The sequence below is a fragment of the Lamprocystis purpurea DSM 4197 genome, from assembly GCF_000379525.1.
Lineage (GTDB): Bacteria > Pseudomonadota > Gammaproteobacteria > Chromatiales > Chromatiaceae > Thiodictyon > Thiodictyon purpureum.
Map to the genome: position 1 here is coordinate 12812 of NZ_KB902514.1, position 19741 is coordinate 32552.

The window sequence follows — 19741 nt, forward strand, 5'->3', positions numbered from 1 at the left end:
GTCTGGATATCAGGTACGAAGGCTATACCGTACCGACCGCGGTACTTACCGATCGCGGCCAGCCGCCACGATGATCAAGACCGCAGCGGCCCGCCGATCGCGAACAGCCCAGGCTTTGGAGGATAATCCCCTTCCCGCGGACCAACCGCTGCTGCGACACCAGAGCCCTCATGACGACCGATCAATCGAACTCCAGCCTGGGCGATCTGCGCCACCAGCGCACGCCGGCCACTGTGCATCCGCTCGCCGACGCTCTTGATGCCCCGCGCAAGACCTTCTCGACCCGCGCGGGCCAGCGGCTCGCTTACTATGTGGACGGCCCGGCAGCCGGGACGCCGCTGGTGCTGATCCACAGCATCAATGCGGCACCGAGCAGTTACGAGATGAAACCGCTGTTCGACCACTACCGCGCGCAACGGCCGGTCTACAGTCTGGATCTGCCCGGCTTCGGCCAGTCCGAGCGACCGGCCGGCCCCTATACGCCGGGACTCTTCGCCGACGCGATCGGCGATTTTCTGACGCAGGTGGTCGCGCAACCGGCCGCGGTCGTCGCGCTGTCGCTCAGCGCCGAGTTCACCGCCCGCGCGGCAGCGGCCGTGCCGGACTTAGTTGCCTCGCTGGTGCTGATCTCGCCGACCGGCTTCAGCCGCCGCCCGCTCCCGTCCGCGGCCGCGGCGCGCGGGGTGCATCGGGTGCTGACCACGCCGGGGCTGAGCCAATGGCTGTACGATCTGGTCGCGTCGCGGCCCAGCATCCGCTATTTCCTCAACAAGTCGTTCACGACCAAGGCGCCGGACGATCTGATCGACTACGCCTACGCGACCTCTCATCAACCCGGCGCCCGCCACGCCCCGCTGTATTTTCTCTCGACGCAGTTGTTCACGCCCCAGGCCGCCGATCGGCTCTACGCCGGGCTTAAGGACCTGCCGGTGCTGGTGATCGCGGACCGCGACCCCTATGTCGATTTCGCGGCGCTCCCCGACTTTGTCGCCGCCCATCCGAACTGGCGGCATGAGACCCTGGCACCGCAGCTCGGCCTGCCGCAATGGGAGCACCCGGCGGCGACCCGCGCGGTCCTGGATCGGTTCTGGAATCAACGGGCCTTTCCAATTCCAGCCTAAACGGACATGATGAGCGGATGGACAGATATCCCTACCCAATTGCCCGTATCGGCATCATCGGCGGCGGTCAGCTCGGCCGCATGATGGTCAAGGCCGCTAAACGTCTGGGGTGCACCTGCGTGGTGCTGGACCCGACCCGCAGCTCGCCCGCCGGTCAGGTGGCCGGACACCAGATCGTCGGTGACTACCACGATCCCGCGCGACTGCGTGAACTCTGCGAATCGTGCGACGTCACCACCTTCGACATCGAGGACATCGACAGCGATACCCTGATCGAACTGGAGCGGGAGGGCAATCTGATCTTTCCGGCTCCTGGCGTGCTGGCCGTGATCCAGGACAAACTGACGCAGAAACAGGCACTGCGCGATGCCGGCATCCCCACCTCGCCCTTCATCCCCATGCCGGAGCCCAACCCGGAGGCCTTCGCCGCCTTCGGTTATCCGCTGGTGCAGAAGGCCTGCCGCGGCGGCTATGACGGCCGCGGCGTGGTGATCATGAGCACGGCGGCCGACTACCCCGAGCGGCTGCCCGTACCGTCGCTCCTGGAGCGCTTCATCCCCGCCGCCAAAGAACTGGCGGTGTTGGTGGCGCGCGGCCGCGATGGGGACTGCCGCTGCTATCCGGCGGTCGAGATGTGTTTCAGACCCAAGCAAAACGTGCTGGATCTGCTGCTTGCCCCGGCTGACCTGGATACGGCGACCGCCGCCGCCGCCGCCGCCCTGGCGCGGCGTACCGTAGAGGCGCTGGGCGGGGTCGGCATCTTCGGGATCGAGCTGTTCCTGACGACCACGGGTGAACTGCTGGTCAACGAGGTCGCGCCGCGCACGCACAACTCCGGGCACCACACCATCGAGGCCAACATGACCGATCAGTTCGAGCAGCATCTGCGTGCCGTGGTCGGCTTCCCGCTCGGGGCCACCGACCAGCTCTCGCCGGCGGCCATGATCAACCTGCTCGGCGCCCCCGGACACCGCGGGCGGCCGGTCATCAAGGGGATGGCCGCGGCCCTGGCGATCCCCGGGGTCTGCGTGCACATCTACGGCAAGGCTTCCACCTCACCCTACCGCAAAATGGGCCATGTGACCGTGCTCGATCAGGATCTGGCGAACGCACGGCGCAAGGCCGAACAGGTTCGCGCATTGATCGAGATCACCGGGGAGGACCATCCATGAGCAGCGCACAGATCAAGCCCCTGGTGGGGATCATCATGGGCAGCGACTCCGATCTGCCGGTGATGCAAGAGGCCGCGGACATCCTCCGCGACCTTGGCGTCCCCTTCGAGATGACCATCGTCTCCGCCCACCGCACACCCCAGCGACTCTATGACTATGCCCGAAACGCGGTGGATCGGGGGCTGGCGGTGATCATCGCCGGTGCCGGCGGTGCCGCCCACCTGCCGGGCATGGCGGCGGCCATCACCCCTCTGCCGGTGATCGGCGTGCCGGTGAAGACCTCGGCCCTTTCCGGCCAGGATTCGCTGCTGTCCATCGTCCAGATGCCCGCCGGGGTACCGGTCGCCACCGTCGCCATCAACGGCGCCAAGAACGCCGGCATACTCGCCGCCCAGATCCTGGGCACCGCCGACCCCGCGTTGCGCGCGCGGGTCGCCGCCTTCAAGCGCGATCTGGAAGCCATGGTGCTGGAGAAGGCGGCACGGATGGAGGCATCAGCTTAGGCGGCGTTGATCATCGTTCCGGCCAGTGCGCGGGCGTCGTGCACTGGAGGTCGAGGCTTTAACGAGGGCCACGCAAACGCGATATCGACCGGCGAACAGCCATGGAAGTATAAGCCACCCCGGAAGATGAAAGTCCCCGTGGGAGCGGCGTCCCGCCGCGATGCGGTGCCGCGGTGACCTCGAACGCTGCGGCTGCGCGTCTGGCCCCGTCGCGGCGGGACGCCGCTCCCACGGAGTCGCTGCGCGACTTTCACGGCAGAGCCTCGGCCTCCGGTCTACGCGAAACAGCGACTACACTCGTTGTCGTTGTCGTTGTCGTGGTCGTAATCGGATAAGCGATTCAATTTGGGCATGAGCGGCCCGATGTCGATCGGGTTTCGATTCGCCAGGCACGGGATCAACGCATCGTTTCTATGCGCGCAACGCTCGGACAGCGAAACGACGTGGTATGTGGGAATCCTCGTGGGCATAACCTCCCGATTACGACAACGACCGAGACGCCATAGGCGTCCCCTAATGGATTCGTTTTTCTTATTGGTGAACGGTTCCTGAGTTCGCCGCGACCCCGGCGATCTGCCCCGCACTCGGCGGCTGCGCAGCCGCCCATAGCAGGGTATGCAGCTCGAACAACCCGTCGCGATGGGACACCAGCGCCCGCTTCTCATTGGGCTTGAGGCTGCCGAGGCCCTCGTCCTGAAGCTGGAAGATCAGGCCCTCCAGGTAGTGGCGGCGCCGGCGGTTCGGGGTCTCGTCCGGCAGCAGAGAGGCGTGCAGGGCATAGGCGCAGGGGTCGACGACGGCCCGATACCAGAGGTCGCCGCCGGTGGCGGTGGTGCACAACGGCGTACCGGCACGCTCCAGATTCTGTTCCAACAGTTGCAGCACCCGCGGCTGCGCGGTCTCCTCGGGGGTCAGAAAGATGCCGGCGCGCCGGGCGAGTTGGCCGAGCCAGACCCGGCTGGTGATCATCGACACCGGGATCGAGAGCGCCAATCCGGCCAACACCGGCGTGAACCACCAGAAGAAGGACGGGACATACCGATAGGACAGGAACCCGACGACCACCGCGATGAGTGTGTGCGAGAGATGGGTCCCGAACGCCTCGGCGAACCCGGTCTGGTGATCACCGCGTTGCTGCGCCGGCCAGCCGACGTTCTGACGCAGCAGAATGGCGAGCACGAACTTGCTCTGGAACAGCATCAACACCGGCGCCAGGAGGACGGAGAACAGACTCTCGGTCAGCACGCTCAGGGTGGCACGCACCAGGCCGCCGAACTGGCGGCTCAGAGCGGGCTTGGCGGCAAGCAGCACCAGCGCCAGGATCTTGGGCAGGAACAGCATGGTCAGCGTCACCCACAGCACCGTGGTCATTTCCACCGTGTAGGTTTCCGGCCAGACCGGCAAAATGTTATTGCCGAAAAAGTAGACAGGCTCGACCAGGCTCTGGAAATAAGCGGCAACGCCGGTGACCACAAGAAAAATCAACCACAGGGGTGATGCCATGTAGGACATGACACCCATGGCAAAGTGGATACGGCTCAGCGGCTTGAACCCGCGTGCAAACACCAGTCGGCTATGCTGAAGATTCCCCTGGCACCAGCGGCGGTCGCGCTTGGCATAGTCGATCAGGGTAGGCGGAATCTCTTCGTAGCTCCCACCCAGATCGTAGGCCAGCCAGACCCGCCAGCCGGCGCGGCGCAGCAAAGCCGCCTCCACGAAGTCGTGGCTCAGGATCTCGCCGCCGAAGGGCTCACGGCCCGGCAGCTTCGGCAATCCGCAGTGATCGGCAAAGGGTTTGACCCGGATGATGGCGTTGTGGCCCCAGAAGTTGCTGGTGCCGAGCTGCCAGTAGGACAGGCCCGCGGTGAACATCCGCCCATAGAGACTGCCGGCGAACTGGAGCATCCGGGAAAACAACGAGGAGCGGTTCACCGGGACCGGCGGGACCTGGATCAGGGCCACCTTCGGGTTACGCTCCATGCGTGCGACCATCTCCACCAGGGTGTCACCGGCCATGATGCTGTCGGCATCCAGCACGATCATATAGCGGTAACGCCCACCCCAGCGGCGGCAGAAATCGGCGATGTTGCCGCTCTTGCGACTGGTGTTCTCCACCCGGTTGCGATAGAAAACCCGCGCCGGATGTCCCATCTCCTTGGCCCAGCGGCGCCAGAGCAACTCCTCTTCCACCCAGATATCCGGGTCGCGGGTGTCGCTGACGACAAAGACCTCGAAACCGTCCTGCTGACCGGTCTCCACCAGGGATTGCCACATGGCCCGCAGCCCGGCGAAGACCCGCACCGGATCCTCGTTGTAGACCGGCATCACCAATGCCGTCTTGAATGGACCGCTCGGTGCGGCGCCCACGGCGCGGGTATCCGCGTTGGCAATGGCATAGTGATCCCGCCCGGTCACGAGCATCGCGAAGCCGATGGTCGCGGTCCAGAATGAGGCACTGATCCAGAGCGTCAGGATCGCGTAGAGGCCCAGCATGACGAGTTCATGCGGCCGGGTTCCGCCGTCCTGGAACGCGACGCTGAGCAGGGACATGGCGCCCAGTGTCGTCAGCAGCACCAACAGGAAAAAGAGGATACGGCGGTAATGGTGGCCCATGATGCCGATCCGGGACTCACTGGTCATCGCGGTTGCTCCTTACGCGGCGGCGCGGCGGCCGGTTCGTTGCCGGCCAGCACCCGCAGGGCGCCGGTGATGCGCCGCCCCAGGTCGTGACAGCACAGATTGATGGTACTGGGCTCCATGTCCAGCGGGGCCGGCTCAGGCTCCGGCTGGACGCCGGCAGCCCGTACCTGGGCGGCGATCGACTCGCCGGAGACCCCCGCGAAGCGCCCCGTCCAGTTCGGCACGGCACCACTCAGCACGGCAGCACGGGCGGTGAACAATGCGTCGACCTCACCCGTGATATCGAGTTCCGCACAGAGCCAGGTATCGAGCAGCGTATAGGCCTCCTCGATACCGGCCTCGACCGGATCCTCCAGGGGCACCGCGCTCACCCGCGCCTCCCAGCGCTGCTGGATGCGCACCAGCAGCCGCTCGCGGTGCAGCGGGTCTTCGATACCCAGGGCTCGCAGATAGAGGGCGACACGCTCCGATACCCGCACCCAGGCCGCCGGGGACCGGTCGGCCGCCGCGAACGTGACGCCGGACTGCCCCGCCATGGCTATTCCCGAATCCATTGGAAACTCCAGGTTTCGCTCAGCACATCATTGCCGTTGCGCAGGAAGGCCCGCAGGTCGATCGGACCTGAACCATCGGGAGTGAGTTCAAAGAACAGCCGCCAACCCTTGGTCTCGGGATTCGGCTGGACCGTCGGGGTGGACAAGGTACCCGAGGAGGTCGAGACGAAGGCCTCCACCGGGGTGTCGGTCGGCAGCGCAGCCAGCGTCTCGCCGCCAAAATCGAGCACGAACTTGCGTTTCTCGGCATCCAGCACGGCGGTACCGCCGGCACCGATACGGGTGGACAGGGTCCGTCCACCTTGCAACTTGGCCTCCGGATCGCCGGCGAAGCGCAACCGGTAGGCATACTCGAACTGCTCGCCGGCGCCGGCGGTCCGCTCCGGGATCCAGAAAGCGACGATATTGTCGTATTGCTCCGAATCGCTCGGAATCTCTACCAGTTCAACCGCACCCTTGCCCCAGTCGCCAATGGGCTCCACCAAGGCGCTCGGACGACTCTGGTAGGACGCCTCCAGGTCCTGGTAGCTGCGGAAGTCACGGTCGCGCTGCAGCAGACCGAACGCCTTCGGATTCTCGGCCCGGAAGGCGCTGATGCGTAACCCCTTGGGATTGAACAGCGGACGCCAGATGCGCTCGCCGGTGCCGTCGACCACGAGCAAACCATCGGAGTCGTGGACCTCGGGACGGAAGTCGTCCATGAAGCGGTCGGTATCCTCGGCGTGGAAGAACATGCTGGTCAGGGGAGCAATCCCGAGCTTCTTCACTCGCTCGCGCAGGAAGAGGTGGGCCTTCACATCGATCACCGTTTCCCGTCCCGGGGAGATCAGGAAGCGGTAGGCGCCGGCCACACTCGCACTGTCCAGCAAGGCGTAGAGGGTGATGGAGGTCGCGTCCCGATCCGGTTTTTCCATCCAGAACTCACGGAAGACCGGGAACTCTTCCTTGCTCGGCAGCCCGGTGTCGATAGCCAGGCCCCGCGCGCTCAAGCCGTAGAGCAGCCCCTTGGCGACCGCGCGGAAATAGCTGGCCCCGAGGAACACGGCCACCTCGTCAAACACGTCGTCCCGATTCAGCGGATACAGCAACCGCAGGCCGGCGAACCCCAGGTCCTCCGGCAGATCCGGCGGGACCGTATTCTTGCCGTAATCAAACAGACTGTTGCGATACAGCACCGGGACCGCTTTCCCCTCTTCGATCACGTTGAAGGTCACCCGGTCCTTGAACATGAACCCGCGCGGGAAGAGTTCAGCCTGGAACGGCAGGGACTCGGCCCGCCAGAGGGACTGATTGCGGCGGAACCGGATATCGCGATACTGGTCATAGTCCAGATTGGCGAAAAAGGGGGGCAGCGCGGGCTGATCCGGCTGATAAGGCCCGGCCGCCAGTTCGTCGGCGCGGCGCACCACGGAGGCGAAAGTGAAATGACCCGGCACACCCTGCTCCGCACCTGGGACGGCAGAGCCGGTTTCGACCTCGCCCAGGACATTCCCGGTGATCGCCAGTGCCGTGAAGGAAAGGGCCGCACAAAGAGGCAAGAGTCCGAAACGTCTCGGGATCATGATACTGAATCGCCTGCAAGTCAGGGTTGCGTGATAAGGGCATCGGGTCGCGGCAACCGGACGCGGCGGAGACACCGGTCGCGGCTGATGCGACCCGGCCCCCGGTCAAGCCCGTCCGACCGCCCCGATCGGGAACAGTCGTGCCAAACGTGGATTGTAGGACAGCGCCTGGGGCGCACGCACGGTCCTTGTTGATCGAGCGGCGCGATATCCGCCGACCGCTGCCGCACGGCACCGGCTCACAGCGACCGCGCGGCGGCACCAAATGACCAATCGGGAGCGTGCAGTGTCTGGTTGTCGGCGACGCCCAGGAGTAAGCTCCGCGTAGGGCTCAATCGCGGGCAAAGGATCGCCGGCGACCGCATCTCGCGGGTTGGCCCGACGCCGATCGCCGCGCATCCCCTAAACCGTAGAATGATACCAGAATATCCAGAGCCGCCGTTCACCCACTACCCGTGAAGAGCACCGCTGATCCAACACGAACCACGGGGCCCGACGCCGCGGCACGGGATCTGTGTCTGCGTGTCCTCGCCGACCACGCGCCGGACTGGGATTACTGGGTCGGCCCCGACGGCGTTTACCGCTATGTCTCCGCGGCCTGCGAGGCGGTGTGCGGGTACCCCCCGGAAGCCTTCCTTGCCGATCCCGGGCTGATGGAACGTCTCCTGCTGGCGGAGGACCGCGCCGCCTGGAACGCACACTTGGTCGCAACGGCCACTACCGGCGTGTCACACCTCCCCCACCAGGCACTTGATCTGCGCATCCGTACCCGTGAGAACGGGGTGCGTTGGATCGAACATCGCTGCCGACGGGTCTATGACAGCGACGGGACCGATCTGGGCTGGCGTGGAGTCAATCACGACATTACAACCCATAAGTCAGCCGCGGCGGCGTTGGCCCGGAGCGAGGCTCATCTGCAAGCCGTGGTCCGCTGCGCGCCGGTGGGTATCGCCACGGTCGTAGCGCGTATCTTCGTCGAGGTCAACGACCGGCTGTGCGAGATGACGGGGCACACCCGTGAGTCACTGCTCGGTCAATCCACCCGCATCCTTTACTTCAACGACGCCGAGTTCAAGCGCGTCGGCGCGGCGATTTACCCGCGGGCGACGCAGGTGAGCAATGCCCAAATCGATGCGCGCATGCGGCGCCGTGACGGCCAAGTCATTGATGTTGTCTTGTCCAGCGCGGCGCTGGACCCCGCGGACCTGTCGCGCGGCGTCGTTTCCACCCTGCTCGACGTCACCCGGACCCGACGCGACCAGGCCCTGATGGAGACCCGTTTGTCCCTGACGGCGGGCGCCGCGGCGGGGGACCCGGGCACCCTGCTGCGGATTGGGCTGGATGCCGCCAAACGCCTGACCAACAGCCAGGCCGGGTATTTCCATTGCATCGAAACACTCCCCCATCGCCAGGGTCTGCCGGAGGGACACCAGGCGCTGGAACACCCGCTGGTGGTCCAGGTTGAACGTGATGGACAATTAACGGCCATCCTGGCGGTTGCCGGTAAACCCGGCGACTACACCGCGGCAGATCGGGCGGCCGTGACCGACATCGCCGCCATGGTCATGGAACGGCTGGAGACCGTGCGGGCCGAACAGGCCATGCGTCAGGCCGCCCGCGTCTTTGAGAGCACCTCCGAGGGCGTCATCGTGACCGACGCGCAAGGGCACATCCTCGCGGTCAACCGAGCATTCGCCCGCATCACCGGCTATGCGGAGTCGGATGTGCTCGGCCTGACACCCCGTATCTTGCGCTCAGGGCGTCATGACCGCGCTTTCTACGAGGAACTCTGGAGTGCCTTACGCGACGCCGGCCAATGGCGCGGCGAGATTTGGAACCGACGCAAGGACGGCGAAATCTACCCCGAGTGGCTGACCATCAGCGCGGTTGATGACGCGACCGGGCAGACCACTCACTATGTCGCGGTGTTCAGCGACGTCACCCAACTCAAACAATCCCAAGAACGTATGGACTTCCTCGCACACCACGACGCGCTTACCGGACTGCCGAACCGCATCCTGCTCCAGGACCGACTCGGCCAGGCCATTCGCCGCGCCCAGCGGGAACGCGGCCGTCTCGCCCTGCTGTTCGTCGATCTGGACCGGTTCAAAGAAGTGAACGACACCCTGGGGCACGGGGTGGGAGACCGTCTGCTCGAAGCGGTCGCGCGCCGACTCGGCGAGCGGCTGCGCGGCGCGGACACCCTGTCACGACTCGGCGGGGATGAATTCCTGATCCTCCTGGACGGCAACTCCTCGGCCGCCGGGGCGGCGGCGGCGGCCCAGGCCTGCCTGGACCTGCTGCGAACGCCGCTCCAGATCGACACTCACGAGATTCATCTCTCGGCGAGCATCGGTATCAGTCTCTATCCGGCCGACGGCATGGACGCGGAGACGTTGATCCGCAGCGCCGATCTGGCGATGTACCAAGCTAAGGAGCTGGGCCGCGGTAACTACCAGTTCCACGCCCCGGAGATGAGCATCGCCGCCCAAGAGCACCACGCACTCGAAACTGCCCTGCGCGGCGCCCTGGCCCGCGGTGAACTGGGATTGCTCTATCAACCGCAGATCGAACTCGCAACCGGTCATCTGTGGGGGGTCGAGGCCTTGGCGCGCTGGACCCACCCGGACCTCGGGGCGGTCGCGCCGGAACGCTTCATCCCCGTTGCCGAGCGCATCGGGCTGATCGGCGAACTCGGTGAGTGGGTCTTGACCGAGGCGTGTCGGCAGTTGGTCCGCTGGCGCACCGCCGGTTTCGCCGTGCCGCGCATCGCCGTCAACGTGTCGATCCAGCAACTCGCGCGCTCCAACCTGCTGCCGACGCTCCAACGCTGCCTGGTCGAGTCCGGGCTGGCCCCGGAGGATCTGGAAGTGGAAATCACCGAGTCAGTGATCGTAGGTGACAATGCGCGGGTGATTACCGCACTGAGTGACCTGCGCAGCCTGGGGATCAGCCTGGTGGTGGACGATTTCGGCACCGGTTCCTGCGCACTGGGACGGATCAACCGCGTACCGATCGATCGGCTCAAGATCCACGGCTCCTTCATCCGCTGCATCGGGCGCGGCCAGAGCGAAGAAGCGATCACCCGCGCCATCATCGGCCTGGGTCGCGACCTGGGGCTCGCGGTGATCGCCGAGGGCGTCGAGCGGGAGGACCAGTCCGCCTTCCTTCAGGCCGCCGGTTGCCGGCTGGCGCAAGGCTATCTGTTCGGCGCACCGATGGATGCCGACGCCCTCGGGGCCTATTTGGGCCGGACTTCTGTGAATTAGGGAAGGAGTCAAAACTATAGGTTATACGACGAATACCATCGCTGTCGCTGTCGTTGTCGTAATCGGATTCGGATTCGGATAAGCGATTGGGTAGTCCTGTAATCTGTAGGCGGTCTTGATCGTTGTGCCGGCCGACAGACGGGCACCCGCACTGGAGGTCGAGGCTTTAACCGGACGAGGGCCGCCCAGACGCGAGGTCGACCGGCTAACGGCCATGGCGCCCGCGCAACCCCGGAACATGAAAGTCCTTGCGACCACTGATGCTACTGCCGGCGTGCGAGGCTGCGTAGTCAGGGCTTCCAGCCCTGACTGTTCCGGCCCCGACGCCGCTAGGTGGCCCTCGCGGGGATAATAAACCGAACTCGATTACGATTACGACAACGACAACGACCGAGACGCCAAAGGCGCCTCCTAAACCGCGTCCGGCGCGAAATGCGTAATTTTCATTGTGTGTTCGGCCTTGGGGATTTAACCAACCTCGGTGGAGACGCGGTTTAAAATTGATGCTCTTCAAAACTTTAAACCGCGCCAACTCCATCAATTGTCGAGTCTGCCGGGGCCGAGCCAATCCAAGAACATCGCATACCGCGCTGGGCGCGGTTTAATGGACTTGTTCAACTTATTTAGTGAACTATTCCTGAATCGTTCCTGGGGGCCGCGCGACACCGACCCCCGGCCGGTGTCGCGCGCCTGACCGCCGCTCCCGACCTAGAGCGGCACCGGCGGGACCGCGTCCAGATGCCAGATGTCCCGATTGTATTCACCGATGGTCCGGTCGGACGAGAAGAATCCACTGTGGGCGGTATTCAGGATGCTCATGCGTGTCCAGTGTTCCTGATCGCGGTAGGCCGCCGCGGCGCGCTCCTGAGCCTCGCAATACCCCTGGAAATCCGCGGCGGTCATCCACGGATCATGCGGGCTGCGAATCGTGTGAATGATCGCGTCGAAAATACCCCCTTCGAACTGATTGAAATGACCGGACTCCAGGAGGTTCATCACATCCTGAAGGGCGCTGTCGCGGGCGATGACGGCATTGGGATCATAGTGACCGCGACGTTGTTCGACCTCGGCGGCCGTGAGCCCGAACAGGAAGAAATTCTCATCGCCCACCTGTTCCCGAATCTCGATATTGGCCCCGTCCAGCGTGCCGATGGTGACGGCCCCGTTCATCATGAATTTCATGTTGCCGGTGCCGGACGCCTCCTTGCCGGCCGTCGAGATTTGCTCTGACAGGTCGGTGCCGGGCGCGATCACTTCCATGAGCGACACCCGGTAGTCGGGCAGGAAGGCAACCCGCAGCCGCCCCTCGGTATCCGGATCGCGATTGACCGCCCGCGCTACATTGTTGATCAATTTGATGATCTGTTTGGCCATATAGTAGCCGGGCGCGGCCTTTCCGCCGATCAGCACACACCGCGGCGTCCAGTCACGCGTATCCCCGCGTTTGATGCGGTTGTACAGGTGGATGACGTGCAGGATGTTCAGGAGTTGCCGCTTGTACTCGTGGATGCGCTTGACCTGCACATCGAACATGGCCTCCTCGGGGAACTCGACATGAACGAGCTGCTTCACGGTCTGCGCGAGCCGACGCTTGTTCTCCTGCTTGATGGCACGCCAGCGCTGACGAAACACCGCGTCGTTGGCATAGGGAGCGAGCCGTTCGAGCTGATCCAGATCGCGCACCCAACCGTCGCCGATCGTCTCGTCGAGGAACTCACGTAACCCGGGATTACAGAGTGCAAGCCAACGCCGCTGAGTCACCCCATTCGTCTTGTTATTGAACTTATGCGGCCAGAGGTCGTAGAAGTCCTTGAACAGCCCTTCCACCAGCAGCTTCGAGTGCAGGGCGGCGACGCCATTGACGGAGAAGCTGCCGACGATGGCCAGGTAGGCCATCCGGACCTGGCGCTCATGTCCCTCTTCGATCAGTGACATGCGACGCTGCCGCTCGCTGTCGCCGGGCCAGCGGCTGGCCACCTCGGCGAGGAAACGGGCATTGATCTCGTAAATGATCTCCAGGACGCGCGGCAGGAGTTGCTCGAAGAGCCGGACCGGCCAGCGCTCCAAGGCCTCCGGCAGCAGGGTGTGGTTGGTATAGGCCATGGTCTTGGTGGTGATGGCCCAGGCCGGCCCCCAATCCAGATCGTGTTCGTCCATCAGTTGGCGCATCAGCTCCGCCACCGAGATGGCGGGATGCGTATCGTTCAACTGGAAGCAGTTCTTGGCAGCGAATTCGCTGAAGTTCTTGCCCTTCAGGCGCACCCACTCGCGCATCACGTCTTTGATACTGGCGCTCGCCAGGAAGAACTGCTGGCGCAAGCGCAGTTCCTTGCCGCTCTCGCTGGCGTCGTTGGGGTAGAGCACCATGGTGATGTGCTCCGCCGCGTTCTTCTGTGCCACGGACTCCGGATAACTGCCGGCGTTGAACTCGCCCAGATCGAACTCGTCGGTCGCGGCGGCCTTCCAGAGGCGCAAGGTGTTGATGTTGTCGTTGCGGTAGCCGGGAATCGGCACATCGTAGGGTACCGCCAACACATCACGGGTATCGACCCAGCGTGCCGCCGGACGGCCGGTGGCATCCTTGTAGCGCTCGGTACGACCGCCGAACTGGATGCGTTGAGTATATTCCGGCCGCTCCAACTCCCAAGGGCTGCCGTCACGCATCCAGTGATCAGGCTCCTCCAACTGGTGGCCGTCCTCGATCAACTGCCGGAACATCCCGTATTCGTACCGCAGGCCATAGCCTTTGACGGGCAATTCCAGGGTCGCGCAGGAGTCGAGGAAGCAAGCGGCGAGCCGACCCAGACCGCCATTGCCGAGACCGGCATCGCGCTCGCCGCTCGCGAGTTCTTCGAGGACCAGACCCATGTCGTACAGCCCCTGCTCGGCGGCATCGTGGACGCCGAGGTTGAGCAAGGCGTTGCACAGCGTCCGCCCCATGAGAAATTCGAGGGACAGATAGTAGGTCCGCTTACAATCCGCATCGTTATGGGCTTGGCGGGTCCGCTTCCAACGCTCCATCAGCCGATCACGCAGGGTGATCGCCAGCGCCTCGTAGGGGTAGTAGGCGGAGCGTGAATTCCGATCCTGCCCCATGGTGTGGGCGAAATAATGACGCACATCGGCGGCGATCGCCGTCGCGTCCATCCCCAGGGGAGGGAGATCGTAAAACGCGTCGTTTGGTTGGCTACGGCTCAGATCTTTAAATGGAGACATGGGCTTATGCTTATCCTCTTGTTATCGGAACACGGCGATTGGTGGCTGCGGCTGGGATTCTACAGGCAACGAGCGAGCTTGAGTCAATGAGATGGCCGCCGGTCGTCGGTCGCCAGTCGCCAGTCGCCAAGGATCTGGGGCTTGAGCCCAAACCGGTCAGGCGGCAACCATCCGACTGGAGCTTGACCGCTGAACGCTCGCGGGGCTCAGTAGTAGAGCGCCTGTACCCGCCAACCGCTGCCGGTGAAACCCAGGCGCACGAACACCGGCCCGCCGCAATCCGCGTTAAGACGCAGCGAAAACTGCCCCGGACCGTCGAAAAAGGCCCGCGCCAGCGCCGGGCGCAAGCCCGTACCCGGCGGGGAGTAGGCGAGCATCCGGTCGCGCACCCAGGCCAGATCGACCTGAGTCTCGAGTGCCGCGGTACCGTCGCGCCGGATCGCCTCTTCCAACCAGACGATGAAGGCATCCGAGGGCGGACCGCTGGCGCTGTCGACGTCCTTGTTGAGCCGGCGGCGGAGTTCATCGCGAATGGCATCCAAGTCCATCAGACGGGCCAGAACGATCTGATCATTCCGCACCAGGGCGCGATCCAGCCGCCACAGGGTCACGTAGGGCCAGATCAGATAACCGATCAACAGGGTCAATAACACCAGGAGCCGGCCGAGACGCCGCCGACCGTGCGCCCGCCAGGCCCGCGACAGTGCGACCGGACGGATCTCCTTCATTCCAACTCTGCCTGCCGTTGCTCCAAGTCCTCGCCGACCGTCAGCCACTGCCCCTCGGCCGCCGCCAAGTCGACGGCGACCCGGCGCTGCTCCTCCAGCAAGGACAGCAGTCGTGGTTTGGCATCGGCGGCATAGAGTTCCGGGTCGGCCAGCGCCGTCGCCAACGCCGTCCGCCGGGCCGTGAGGACCTCGCACTGCTGCTCCAATGCCTTGAGTTGGTTGCGCAGCGGCTGCAGGACCTTGCGGACCTCCGCGGCGGCACGCCGCTGCTGCTTGCGGTCGGTGCCATCCCGAACATCGGCGACGACACCAGGCCCCGCCGCATCCGGATCACGGGCGGCGAGCCAGGCCGGGTAATCGTCCAGGTCGCCGTCGAAGGGTTCGACCCGACCGCCATCCACCAGCAACAGGGTATCGGCGGTCACCCGCAACAGGTGACGATCATGCGAGACCAGGACCATGGCACCGTCGTAGTCCTGCAGCGCCTCGCTGAGTGCATGGCGCATCTCCAGATCCAGGTGATTGGTCGGCTCGTCGAGCAGCAAGAGGTTGGGCCGCTGATAAATCAACAGGGCCAGTACCAACCGGGCCTTTTCGCCACCCGACAAGGGCGCGACCGGACCCAGGGCGCGTTCCCCGGCGAACCCGAAACCACCCAGGTAATCGCGCACGGACTGCTCGGTCGCCTTGGGATCCAGGCGCTGCAGATGCTGGAGCGGACTGTCATCGCGCCGCAACTGATCGAGCTGGTGCTGAGCAAAATAACCGATCCGCAGGTCCTGAGCGGTTTGCCGACAGCCGCCGCTCGGGGCGAGATCCCCGGCCAGAACCTTGATGAGCGTGGACTTGCCGGCCCCGTTGCGGCCCAGGAGCCCGATGCGGTCACCGGGGTTGAGACTCAGGTTCACACCGGCCAGGATCGGCCGGTCCGTGTAGCCGGCGGCGGCCGACTCCAGGCGCAGGAGCGGGTTGGGCAGGTGCAGGGCCGGCGCGAAACCGAAATGAAAGGGCGAGTCGACATGGGCCGGGGCGATCAGCTCCATGCGCTCCAGCGCCTTCAGCCGGCTCTGCGCCTGGCGCGCCTTAGTCGCTTTGGCGCGAAACCGCTCCACGAACTTGTGGATATGGGCGACTTCGCGCTGTTGACGCTCATAGGCCGACTGCTGCTGGGCCAGGCGCTCGGCACGCTGGCGCTCGAAGGCCGAGTAGTTACCCGCGTAGAGCGTGAGGCGCTCGCGCTCCAGGTGCAGCGTGTGGCCGACCACCGCGTCAAGAAAATCGCGGTCGTGGGAGATCAGGATCAGGGTACCGCGATAGGCTTTGAGCCAGCCCTCCAGCCAGATCACCGCGTCCAGATCCAGATGGTTGGTCGGCTCATCGAGCAGCAGCAGGTCCGAGCGGCACATCAGGGTGCGCGCCAGGGCCAGCCGCATCCGCCAGCCGCCGGAATAGCTGTTCACCGGCCGTCGCTCATCGCCCGGCGCAAAGCCCAGGCCGTGCAGCAGCCGCGCCGCACGGCTCTCCGCACCATAGCCGTCGATCGACTCCAGACGGCCGGCCAGTTCACCGTGGCGCAGCCCATCGCCGGCCGCATCGGCGGCAGCGAGTGCGTGCTGGATTCGGCGCAACTCCGCGTCTCCGTCGAGGACGAACTCGATCGCCGGGGCCAAGGTATCCGGCGTGTGCTGAGCCACATGGGCCAGCTGCCAGTCCGCCGGCAGGCTGCAGGCGCCGGCATCGGCGTGCAGTTCGCCAAGCAGCAAGGCGAACAGACTGGACTTGCCGCACCCGTTGGCGCCGACCAGGCCCACTTTGGAGCCTGGATAGATGGTCAGCGAGGCCCCGGAGAGCAGCAGCCGCGGACCGCGGCGAAAAGAAAGATCAGTGAGTTGCAGCATCGTCGAAAGGTATCTTCATCATCGGGAGGGAATCAAGCCGACCCGCGGTCGAGGCGCCGGTAGCCGATCGCCTCGCTCAGGTGCGGCACGGCGATCGCGGCGGCCCCCGCCAGGTCGGCGATGGTCCGGGCAACCTTGAGGATACGGTGATAGGCGCGCGCCGACAGCGCGAGCCGGGCCAGCGCCTGCTGCATCAGGCGACGGCTGTTGTCATCCAGTGCGCAATCCCGCTCGACCTCCCGCGGGTGCAGTGCACAGTTCGGCTTGCCGGCCCGCGCCTGCTGGCGCGCGCGCGCGGCGGCCACCCGCGCCCGCGCGGCCGCGCTGGTCGAGGCGCCGGCGGGTGCCGGGCCGTCCAGCACCGACAGATCGAATCGCGGCACCTCCACGTGCATGTCGATGCGATCCAGCAACGGACCCGAGATGCGCCCCCGATAACGCGCAACCTGATCCGCCGTGCAATGACAGCGCCCGCCGCTATCACCCAGATAGCCGCAGGGACAGGGGTTCATCGCCGCCACCAGTTGAAAGCGTGCGGGGAACTCGGCCTGCTGCGCGGCACGCGAGATGTGAATCCGCCCCGACTCCAGTGGCTCGCGCAGCACCTCCAACACCCGGCGATCGAACTCCGGCAACTCATCCAAGAACAGCACCCCCAGGTGCGCGAGCGAGATCTCACCCGGCCGCGGGTTGCTCCCCCCGCCCACCAGCGCGACCCCGGAAGCGGTATGGTGCGGCGACCGAAAGGGCCGTTGCAGCCAGGTCGCCGGATCGAACCCGGCACGTTCACTGATCGAGCGGATCGCCGCGGTCTCCAGCGCCTCGGCTTCGGTCAGCGGCGGCAGCAATCCCGGTAACCGGTTCGCGAGCATCGACTTACCGGTCCCCGGCGGACCGATCAGCAACAGACTATGGCCACCCGCCGCGGCAACCTCCAGGGCGCGCTTGGCCTGCTCCTGACCGCGCACCTCCGCGAGATCCGGATAGTCCGGAGCACAGACCGCGGCATGGTCCGGACAGCCGATCGGCAAACTCACGGCTCCGTTCAGGTGCTCGCACACCGCCAACAGGTGAGGCGCCGGACGGACCCTGAGATCACTGACCAGGGCCGCCTCCGCCGCATTCTCAGTCGGCAGGATCAGTTCACGGCCGGCGTCGCGGGCGGCCAGGGCCGCCGGCAACACGCCGGCGATCGGCCGCAGGTCCCCGGACAGCGCCAACTCACCCAGAAACTCACAGGCAGCAAGCCTCCCGGCCTGGACTTGACCGGAGGCGCCCAGGATACCCAGGGCAATCGCGAGGTCGAAGCGACCGCCCTCCTTGGGCAGGTCGGCCGGCGCCAGGTTGATGGTGATGCGCCCCAGCGGAAACTGAAAACGCCCGTTGAGCAACGCCCCACGCACCCGGTCCTTGCTTTCTTTGACCGCCAACTCGGGCAGTCCGACGATCGACAGGGCGGGTAAGCCGCCGGCGAGATGGACCTCGACCGTCACCAGCGGGGCCGCGATCCCCACCCGGGCACGACTATGCAGAACGCAAAGAGCCACGGGCGCGCTTGGCTGACCGGCCGGACTGTCAGAGCGACACCGTGAACGCCTGGATCAGCCCGACCGCGACGGCGCCCCGAGCGACCGCTCCAGTTCAGCGACTTGCGCTTCCAACTGGGTGAGTTTCTCACGGGTCCGGGCCAGCACCGCGGACTGCACGTCGAATTCCTCGCGCGTGACCAGATCCAGACGGTTGAGACCCGCCTCCAGTGACGTTCGGAGGTTACGACCCAAGTCCTCTTGGAGGGTCTGAATGCCCTTGGGCAAGGCGCTTGAGAGGCGCTGTACGAGATCGTCGAGTTGCTTCGGATCCAACATGACAGGGGGTCCTCGGTGTAGGCCCCGGCACGACAGGCGTCCGCGGGGGGCTTGGGTTTGAACCTTCATTATAAGGGCTTGGGGTCGAACCCGTCTTTTCGGCGATCCGCACCATAAGAGTGCAGAAAGGTGATCAGAGGACCACGGATCAGGTCACATCTGGTGCAACCATCTGTTGCGATTTCCGCACAATCGACCCCAATGCCGTTGTGTATTCGGAACAGTCCGGGTTGGCACACTAGCTGCTTTCAGTGATTGTCGTGAACCTGGCACACCAGCCCAGCAAGTGACCGTGGTCTCAACCTGCCCGCGGAGCCGTAACGTACACTACAGGATTTCAGAGGTTTATCTCGCATGAACGCACCACACATCCGTATCGCCTGCGCCGGCGGCGCATTGTTCCTCAGCCTCGGCACGCTCCAGACGGCGACCGCGGCGGACCCCAACAGCTTCAGCGCCAATATCGGCGCGGTCAGCAACTACATTTGGCGCGGCGTCTCCCAAACGCAGGACGGCCCGGCCATCCAGGGCGGACTGGATTACGCCCATGCGAGCGGCTTCTATTTGGGGACCTGGGCGTCCAACGTCGACTTCAACAACGAGGGCGCGGCGCAGATAGCCACCGCCATCGTCGATGCGGACGGTCTGCCGATTCTCGACGACAACGGTTTCCCGATCTACGAGACGACCGGGTCCGCCAACCCGAACGCACCAACCTATGAACTCGACGTCTACACCGGATTCGGCGGCAAGATCGGCGAAGATTGGAAGTGGGACCTCAACGCCATCCTCTATGCCTACCCTGACGGGCGTGACGCAAACTTCGCCGAGATCGGCGGCAAGCTCACCTACCGGTGGATCACCGCAGGCTTAGCATACACTGTTTGGGGCCAAGCCGACGGCGGCGACGACAACAAGGGAGTTCTGCCGTACGAGGGTGACCTCTATTCCTTCGGCGCCGTTGACTTCGCCCTGCCCTACGACTTCGCCTTCAACGCGCACGGCGGCTACTACATGTTCCGCAACAGCGATGGACAGAGCTACGCCACCTGGGGTATCTCCGTCAGCCGCGCCGTCGGTGATTATGGCACCGTCAGCTTCAACTACGACCAAAACGGCGGTAATAAAGACGTTTGGGACACCGATCCCAAGGTGTGGGTCGGCTGGAAGAAGACCTTCTGACCGAGATTCTCGCTCAACGGGCAACCATCCT

13 protein-coding genes are annotated in these 19741 nt (G+C 65.0%); 5 read left to right on the plus strand and 8 right to left on the minus strand.

Features of this window, described 5'->3' with window-relative positions; genetic code table 11:
* The first annotated feature begins 170 nt into the window (after window positions 1-170).
* From A39O_RS0120145 to purE, 3 genes are read left to right on the plus strand one after another with little or no spacing between them, the layout of a single operon-like run.
* Window positions 171-1121, plus strand: a complete 951-nt coding sequence (locus A39O_RS0120145) for an alpha/beta fold hydrolase (RefSeq protein ID WP_020506473.1) — start codon at window positions 171-173, stop codon at window positions 1119-1121.
* 17 nt (window positions 1122-1138) lie between these two features.
* Window positions 1139-2293, plus strand: coding sequence for a 5-(carboxyamino)imidazole ribonucleotide synthase (locus tag A39O_RS0120150; protein WP_020506474.1), 1155 nt, complete (start codon window positions 1139-1141; stop codon window positions 2291-2293).
* Window positions 2290-2796: a 5-(carboxyamino)imidazole ribonucleotide mutase gene (gene purE / locus A39O_RS0120155; RefSeq protein ID WP_020506475.1), complete on the plus strand. Its 507-nt coding sequence runs from the start codon at window positions 2290-2292 to the stop codon at window positions 2794-2796. Before A39O_RS0120150 ends, purE begins: the two co-directional genes overlap by 4 nt.
* Window positions 2797-3327: 531 nt before the next feature.
* Here the strand turns inward: purE and mdoH are convergent.
* Genes mdoH through A39O_RS0120170 form a run of 3 tightly spaced genes read right to left on the minus strand, consistent with a single transcriptional unit; the run spans window position 3328 to window position 7552 of the window.
* Entirely contained in the window at window positions 3328-5436 is a 2109-nt protein-coding gene (gene mdoH, locus A39O_RS0120160) for a glucans biosynthesis glucosyltransferase MdoH (RefSeq protein ID WP_020506476.1), read from the minus strand.
* Entirely contained in the window at window positions 5433-5990 is a 558-nt protein-coding gene (locus A39O_RS0120165) for a hypothetical protein (RefSeq protein ID WP_157640292.1), read from the minus strand. Before A39O_RS0120165 ends, mdoH begins: the two co-directional genes overlap by 4 nt.
* On the minus strand, window positions 5975-7552 hold the full coding sequence (locus tag A39O_RS0120170; RefSeq protein ID WP_020506478.1) for a glucan biosynthesis protein: 1578 nt from the start codon (window positions 7550-7552) through the stop codon (window positions 5975-5977). Before A39O_RS0120170 ends, A39O_RS0120165 begins: the two co-directional genes overlap by 16 nt.
* A gap of 455 nt (window positions 7553-8007) precedes the next feature.
* On the opposite strand from A39O_RS0120170, the gene A39O_RS36870 reads away from it, so the two are divergent.
* Window positions 8008-10821, plus strand: a complete 2814-nt coding sequence (locus tag A39O_RS36870) for a sensor domain-containing protein (protein WP_020506479.1) — start codon at window positions 8008-8010, stop codon at window positions 10819-10821.
* Window positions 10822-11529: 708 nt separating this feature from the next.
* Here the strand turns inward: A39O_RS36870 and A39O_RS0120180 are convergent.
* The 5 genes from A39O_RS0120180 to ubiK all read right to left on the minus strand — a co-directional run bounded on the left by A39O_RS0120180 (window position 11530) and on the right by ubiK (window position 18528).
* On the minus strand, window positions 11530-14037 hold the full coding sequence (locus A39O_RS0120180; RefSeq protein ID WP_026199569.1) for a glycogen/starch/alpha-glucan phosphorylase: 2508 nt from the start codon (window positions 14035-14037) through the stop codon (window positions 11530-11532).
* Between the two features lie 206 nt (window positions 14038-14243).
* Entirely contained in the window at window positions 14244-14765 is a 522-nt protein-coding gene (locus A39O_RS0120185; protein ID WP_020506481.1) for a DUF2939 domain-containing protein, read from the minus strand.
* Entirely contained in the window at window positions 14762-16663 is a 1902-nt protein-coding gene (locus A39O_RS0120190; protein WP_020506482.1) for an ATP-binding cassette domain-containing protein, read from the minus strand. The genes A39O_RS0120185 and A39O_RS0120190 overlap by 4 nt, the downstream gene beginning before the upstream one ends.
* A gap of 32 nt (window positions 16664-16695) precedes the next feature.
* The gene (locus A39O_RS0120195) at window positions 16696-18210 is read right to left on the minus strand and encodes a YifB family Mg chelatase-like AAA ATPase (RefSeq protein ID WP_026199571.1); all 1515 of its coding nucleotides are present in this window, start codon (window positions 18208-18210) and stop codon (window positions 16696-16698) included.
* A 54-nt stretch (window positions 18211-18264) separates the two neighbouring features.
* On the minus strand, window positions 18265-18528 hold the full coding sequence (ubiK, locus tag A39O_RS0120200) for a ubiquinone biosynthesis accessory factor UbiK (protein WP_020506484.1): 264 nt from the start codon (window positions 18526-18528) through the stop codon (window positions 18265-18267).
* 354 nt (window positions 18529-18882) lie between these two features.
* On the opposite strand from ubiK, the gene A39O_RS0120205 reads away from it, so the two are divergent.
* Window positions 18883-19710: a TorF family putative porin gene (locus A39O_RS0120205; protein WP_020506485.1), complete on the plus strand. Its 828-nt coding sequence runs from the start codon at window positions 18883-18885 to the stop codon at window positions 19708-19710.
* Window positions 19711-19741 lie beyond the last annotated feature (31 nt).